Origin of the sequence: Microcystis sp. LEGE 00066 (genome assembly GCF_015207925.1) — a bacterium.
In the GTDB taxonomy this organism is placed as follows: Bacteria; Cyanobacteriota; Cyanobacteriia; order Cyanobacteriales; family Microcystaceae; genus Microcystis; species Microcystis ichthyoblabe_A.
In genome coordinates, this window is the sequence record NZ_JADEVX010000230.1 from 1 (window position 1) to 5,856 (window position 5,856).

At 40.2% G+C, this 5,856-nt stretch carries 7 protein-coding genes and 1 pseudogene; 6 read left to right on the top strand and 2 right to left on the bottom strand.

Annotated features, from left to right (window positions below; all coding sequences use genetic code 11):
• Positions 1-217: pseudogene (locus IQ224_RS25125) on the bottom strand (hypothetical protein); the annotation flags it as partial.
• Between the two features lie 424 nt (positions 218-641).
• On the opposite strand from IQ224_RS25125, the gene IQ224_RS25130 reads away from it, so the two are divergent.
• The 3 genes from IQ224_RS25130 (at position 642) to IQ224_RS20955 (ending at position 2,140) form a co-directional block, all read left to right on the top strand.
• Positions 642-794, top strand: coding sequence for a four helix bundle protein (locus IQ224_RS25130; RefSeq protein ID WP_329523301.1), 153 nt, complete (start codon positions 642-644; stop codon positions 792-794).
• A gap of 192 nt (positions 795-986) precedes the next feature.
• Positions 987-1,853, top strand: a complete 867-nt coding sequence (locus IQ224_RS20950; protein WP_002740748.1) for a response regulator — start codon at positions 987-989, stop codon at positions 1,851-1,853.
• Positions 1,850-2,140, top strand: coding sequence for a circadian clock KaiB family protein (locus tag IQ224_RS20955; RefSeq protein WP_002740746.1), 291 nt, complete (start codon positions 1,850-1,852; stop codon positions 2,138-2,140). The genes IQ224_RS20950 and IQ224_RS20955 overlap by 4 nt, the downstream gene beginning before the upstream one ends.
• A 254-nt stretch (positions 2,141-2,394) precedes the next feature.
• Here the strand turns inward: IQ224_RS20955 and lepB are convergent, their stop codons facing one another.
• The gene (gene lepB / locus IQ224_RS20960) at positions 2,395-3,492 is read right to left on the bottom strand and encodes a signal peptidase I (protein WP_002740743.1); all 1,098 of its coding nucleotides are present in this window, start codon (positions 3,490-3,492) and stop codon (positions 2,395-2,397) included.
• 264 nt (positions 3,493-3,756) lie between these two features.
• Between lepB and IQ224_RS20965 the strand changes: the two genes are divergently transcribed.
• From IQ224_RS20965 to IQ224_RS20975, 3 genes are all read left to right on the top strand, one after another.
• A complete protein-coding gene (locus tag IQ224_RS20965) occupies positions 3,757-4,416 on the top strand; it encodes a glutathione S-transferase family protein (protein ID WP_002740742.1) in 660 nt (219 codons plus the stop codon).
• On the top strand, positions 4,417-4,713 hold the full coding sequence (locus IQ224_RS20970) for a hypothetical protein (protein WP_002733251.1): 297 nt from the start codon (positions 4,417-4,419) through the stop codon (positions 4,711-4,713).
• A 148-nt stretch (positions 4,714-4,861) separates the two neighbouring features.
• On the top strand, positions 4,862-5,482 hold the full coding sequence (locus IQ224_RS20975; protein ID WP_002740739.1) for a chorismate lyase: 621 nt from the start codon (positions 4,862-4,864) through the stop codon (positions 5,480-5,482).
• Positions 5,483-5,856 lie beyond the last annotated feature (374 nt).

The following is a 5,856-nucleotide window of genomic DNA, read 5'->3' on the forward strand; positions in this document are numbered from 1 at the left end:
GGTGTAGGGTGTAGGGTGTGGGGAGAAGCTTTTTTCAGTGTTGCCAAAGGCACGGCGTAGCCGTCCAGTAAACAGTAAACAGTAATCAGTGAACTGAAAACTCACATCTGATAACTGATAACTGATAACTGACTTCTAACCCAATGTTGGACAAAGATAAGCAAAAATTATTTATTGAAGGCAAAAACTTGAGAATATTTAAATTAACATTCCGCAATATTTACAAATTCTTAAGAATTAATTGAGAAAGATTTTTATTTAACAACGATGTTGTAATGGTTACAGCGATTTGATAGAATTTCATAGTGGGCTATTGTGTGCTTTTTTAAGCAGCAATAGTTGAAACCCTTGCCACACCTAGAAAGTGATCCTAATTAAGACGGGTAAATCAGTCAATTTCACCCACAACGATGATCTTTTTTTTATGTAGTTTTATTGCAAAAAAAAAGTTTTTTTGACAAAAAGCACAAAGTATGATAAGCCTCAACCTATTTCTGGCTGCGAGTAATGATTGTAGAGGGGAGAAGGGAGAGGGGAGATATATAATTTAGCTAGAAGCTTAAGTGCGGCGAAAAATGTCAACTGAGCCAATTAGAAGCCATAAAGATTGGAAGTCCTATCAAAAAGCCTTCTGTGCAGCCATGAAAATTTTTCAATTGTCGAAAAGTTTTCCTAAAGAAGAAAAATATGCTCTAACTGACCAAATTCGACGGTATTCTCGTTCTATTTGTGCTAATCTAGCGGAGACATGGCTTAAACCTAGATACCAAGCCGCATTTGACAAACATGGTTAAATTTTGCCGTACAGTGCGGATATATGGACGCACAAACAGGAGAAGAATTATCAAGTGTGTACGAGGAAATTTTGGCTATTTTAGGGCAAATAATTAATAATTCTCAGCCATGGCTCTTAAAGCGTTAATATACAGTTTTAATCCTCTCTCCCCCGCTCCCCACTCTCCTATGCTTTTTAAACAGGATTTAGTATGACTAGGGACCTCTGTAGAATTTTATTGATAGAGGACGAACCGACGACTGTTAAATTAATCCAGAGATTGCTGTTAAAAGCCCCCCAATGTTCTCTGGCTGAGGGGTTGACTTTCACCCTCACCCAAGCTCAGGATCTAGAGGAAACTGCCGAAAAACTGGCAGGGGAGAAATTTGATCTCATCCTCTTAAGCTTGGAAATCTCCGTCCCCCCCGGCTTAAATATTCTAGTCAAAACCAGAGAATTAGCCGCTGCTATACCGATAGTGGTTCAAACTACTAGCAATGATGAGAAATTAGTCGTTAAAGCCTTTCAACTCGGTGCTGATGGTTATATTCAGTTAAATAATATCGATAGTAGTCTTTTAGTCTATCAAATTCGTGTAGCGATCGAGCGTCAGCAATATATCCTCAATCTTAAACATCAACAACAGGAAGAGGAATTTCGCGAACTGGAACAGTTAATCAAGGGAGGACAAACTAGCATCACGGCGAAAATGTTCGGTTCTGAGGCAATAAGGCAGAGTATTCCCGATATTTTTCAAGAATTAGTCCAAAATTACGGAGATTTATTAGATTTAGCTTTAGAAGAACAAGCATACAAAGTGGAACATAATCTATCGGAACGACTGCGAAGCTTGGCTGATAAGCTAGGATTCTTAAAAGCTAGTCCTCGCGATGTGGTGGATATTCATACTACCACCCTACGCCAAAAAAATCAGGATGTCACCCTGGCCAAAGCGCAGGCCTACGTTAGCGAAGGTCGTCTCATGGTCTTGGAATTGATGGGTTATCTCGTCTCTTTCTATCGTAAATACTATATCGGTCTCAGCAACATTAAACTGTTCAATAACACGCAATCATGAGTCAATATCTTCTCAAACTCTACATTATGGGTGATTCAAGTAAATCCCAGAGGGCGATCGCCAATATTTTTCGGATCTGTCGCGAGGAGTTATCCGATCTTTATACGGTAGAAATAATTGATGTTCTCGAACAGCCGCAATTAGCGGAACAGGATAAAATTCTCGTAACTCCTACTTTAGTCAAACAACTTCCCCCACCCCTACAAAGAATTATCGGCGATATGTCCAATACCCAAAAGGTTCTCCTCGGTTTGGATGTTATTCCCAAAGACTCGCGTCTCAATTAGGATTCACCTAAAAATTCGGCTCTTCTAGGTTCTGTGTGATAAGTTTAACTTACTATATGATCGATTAATCTTTGTGTCCTTTGTGTCTTTGTGGTTCGTTCCACCCCCTCGCTAGGAGGAATGTATCTTAGAATACACTTTACCCACCAAATCCAAGAGAGCCAAAATTCTTGCGGTTAGGTTTTTCCTCGCTAATAAGTAGATAGGATTAAAATTACCCCTTGAAGACAGTTGAAAATCAATAGTCATCCCCATCATAGCAAAGACTGGACACGATCGAGAGGCCAGTAAACTTTATAGGCTTGACCAATGATATAACTTTCTGGCAAAAAACCCCAAGCATGGTAATCAAAACTATGGTTACGATTATCTCCCAAAACAAACAGAGTTTTTGGGGGTACAGTCATAAATTCTATTTCATAATTGGCTAACTCGGCGGTGTAGGGTTCTTGGATAACTTGCCGGTTGAGATAAACTTTACCCCTGCGGATTTCAATGGTATCCCCGGCAATAGCGATGACTCGTTTGATAAAAAAATCTCCAGACGTAGGATCTAGTTGCCTAATTTTTTCGGGAGTTCTAAAAACAATTATATCGCCTCTTTCCGCTTGATAATTACTAGATTGACTGACGAAAATGCGATCACCTACTGCGAGGGTAGGTAGCATGGATTCGCTCGGAATCTGGAAAAATTCTATTCTTTGATGTAACCAATCGGGAAAATAATTACAGATAATTCCCCAAGTAAAAATTGCTGCCACCATCAGCGCCAAAATGGAACGATAGGTGTGACGATGGGGGTGGAATTGATCAGGGAAAGTGTGATAAACGTGATAAATAGCGATCGCTGTAACTAAAGGGGTAAGAAAGAGGATATTGGTGAAAAAATGATCCATTTTCAGGCTAATCTGGGATATAGTCAGAAAAATTATCCCTAATCTCACCTTATCAGCGTACAATTGCCCCAAACCTGGCATAATCCGGTTAGCGAAGACGGCAAACCATGGGTTTTTTTGTTTCCGGGGAATTTTCTCTAAGCTGTTATTCTGTCTGGAATCATAAACAGTCCAGTGAGCGTCAAAAATATTGCTAATGTAAACGATAACCAGAGCAACTATTCCCCCTAATCCCCAGCTTACAGGGCCATTGGGGCTAAAAATTGACCAAATTGTCACAATTATTAATATTATTTTAGCGATCGCCCAAATGGTTGCTTTTTGGTTTTTGTTAGCATACCATTGTCCCAAACCGGGGAAAAACATCGAGAGATTGACCGCTAACCAGGGATCTTTTGCTTGTGAATTAGTCGCATAAGGACGAGAAACAGCCGAAAAAAGGGAGGGTTTGCTCATAGTATATATTTATTGGCAATTCAGTAATTAGTAAACAGTAATCAGTAAACAGTGATCAGTAATCAGTGATCAGTAATCAGTAATCAGTGAAAACACATTAGGAATAATACTGCTCCCTTAATACATACTGCTCACTTAAAACTCAAATCTGATAACTGATAACTGGTAACTGGTAACTTAAAACTCAAATCTGATAACTGATAACTGGTAACTTAAAACTCAAATCTGATAACTGATAACTGCTCTAACACCCAATAACAATTAATGCTTTTACTTCAATTTAGCACATCTCATTACTGTCGCAAAGCCCGTTTAGCACTAGGTTATAAGGGGATTGATTACCAAGTAGAAAATCTTACCCCCGGACTACATATTCTCAAACTCAGTCCCCTAACTAAAGGGTTAACCACTGTCCCCGTTTTAATGGCAGCAGATGAGATTATTGCCGATTCTACTGCCATTTTCAGATATTTAGAAAAAGTAGTTCCTTTCCCCTCTTTTATTCCCTCTGGGGAAAAGGAGAAAAATCAAGCTTGGTTACTAGAGGATTGGTTAGATGAAAGTATTGGAGTAGCGACGAGATTTGTCTATTATGATTATCGCGCTGGAGAGGGAAAAGCGATCGATTCTTCCCTGAGTAGTCAAATAATTATTAATATCGTGCGACAACAATATAAAATCACCCCAGCAAGGGTAAAACTAGCGGAGGAGCGCCTAGAAAATGCCCTCAAGATTCTAGAATATTGGCAAAATCAAGCCTATTTGGTGGCGGATAAATTAAGTGTAGCCGATATTGCTGCTACTGCCCTACTCAGTCCTCTGGCTCTAATTCCCAGTTATCGTCAAAAATATCCCTGGTTGTTTGCTAGAATCGGGGAAATTCATCAACAGTGTCGAGAAAAATTGCCCCCCGGTTTAAATTAAATGCAGCGAACGACAAAAATTATCATCCTCATCTCGATCGGTTTCTTATCGCCCCTAAAAGCCCTTGCTTTGCCCTCTCCTGAAGATATTCCCGAAGAAGTTTTACGAGCAGAAATTATCACCTCGGCTCGCTCGCCCCTTGATAATCAACCCCTAACTGCGGCAGAATATGCCTTACTAGAAGAACAATTAGCCACCAGCATTTATCCCCCCCAAATTAATCCCAAGATTCGACAATTAATTGCCCTGAGAAGATTACAAAAACTCCTCCAGATCTTGATACCTTTCTATCGTTAAAATAAAAATAGTCAATCTCCTTTGGCGAGAGTGCATCTGCTAACCAAAAAGTTAGAGAGGATGGGAGCAAGGCGATCGCTTTTATCGCCAGCAGACAAAAATCCCGTGTTATGATTAATGAAAAAATCATAAAGTTTTGTAACAAACCTTGACTGCTATCCTCCGCCCCCAAGAAAAACCCCTGCTTAATCGTCCGTGGTACTCCCTGTCCCCTCTCTGGCAAGGAGACGAAACCGATGTTAAACAAGGTTTACCCCATAGTCAACTCGCGCCTCCTTGGCAGATTTTAATTCTCGGCGATGGTTCTCCCACCCGTCATTTACAACTTTTAACCGGTGAAAAAACAGAAGTGGATGTGATCGATATGTCCCCCATCGGCGACGATGAGGATGGCGCACCGATGAAAATTAGCCTGATTCCAGGACCGAGATTGCGTCGTCAAGTCTGGTTACGCACAGCTAGTGGTCAAAGGTTAGCCTATGCCGCTTCTTGGTGGTCCGCCAATCAAGTGGACGAATATCTAGAAAATCGTTCCCTACCGATTTGGGAAAGTCTCTCGCGGCTGCACACGGAATTGTATCGCGATGTGCAGGGACTTTATTACGGTCATTCCCCGGAATTAGAAATAGCTTTTGGGGAAAAAGGAGCATTTTGGGGTCGTCATTACCTATTTTGGCACGCTCGCCAACCCCTTACCCTGATTTACGAGGTTTTTTCTCCCTATCTCCGTAAATACCTCGGCGAAATGAGAATTGATCAGTTAGGTTAACTGCCGTAGATATTTCTATGTAGTGGACTGTTTCAGCTAAAATAGGGCAATAGATTTCGGCTTAAAGTCTTAGATTATAGAATTTATAGCATTTTTCTAATACACCAAATTAGCTGAAACAATCCAGTAGGGTTTACTGAATAAAGCTAAAAACGCCTCTTCGAGAATTGTTATGCAAATAATTAAGGCTCTTCGGGAATTGTTATGCAAATAATTAACTTAAAATAAAATTCGATGAGAGTACCTAGGGAGCATCCCAATTTTGCAATAAGTAGAAATGCTTAGAGACTAAAAACGTTAGCTAAGGCAAAATAAAGAGAAACAATTAAACGGTAGAATCATGAATACAGACCAAAAAGAACAACTAGATCAAC

Coding starts and splice junctions, on each gene's coding strand:
- IQ224_RS25130 (WP_329523301.1), top strand. CDS start 642: ATGAAAATTTTTCAATTGTCGAAAAGTTTTCCTAAAGAAGAAAAATAT.
- IQ224_RS20950 (WP_002740748.1), top strand. CDS start 987: ATGACTAGGGACCTCTGTAGAATTTTATTGATAGAGGACGAACCGACG.
- IQ224_RS20955 (WP_002740746.1), top strand. CDS start 1,850: ATGAGTCAATATCTTCTCAAACTCTACATTATGGGTGATTCAAGTAAA.
- lepB (WP_002740743.1), bottom strand. CDS start 3,492: ATGAGCAAACCCTCCCTTTTTTCGGCTGTTTCTCGTCCTTATGCGACT.
- IQ224_RS20965 (WP_002740742.1), top strand. CDS start 3,757: ATGCTTTTACTTCAATTTAGCACATCTCATTACTGTCGCAAAGCCCGT.
- IQ224_RS20970 (WP_002733251.1), top strand. CDS start 4,417: ATGCAGCGAACGACAAAAATTATCATCCTCATCTCGATCGGTTTCTTA.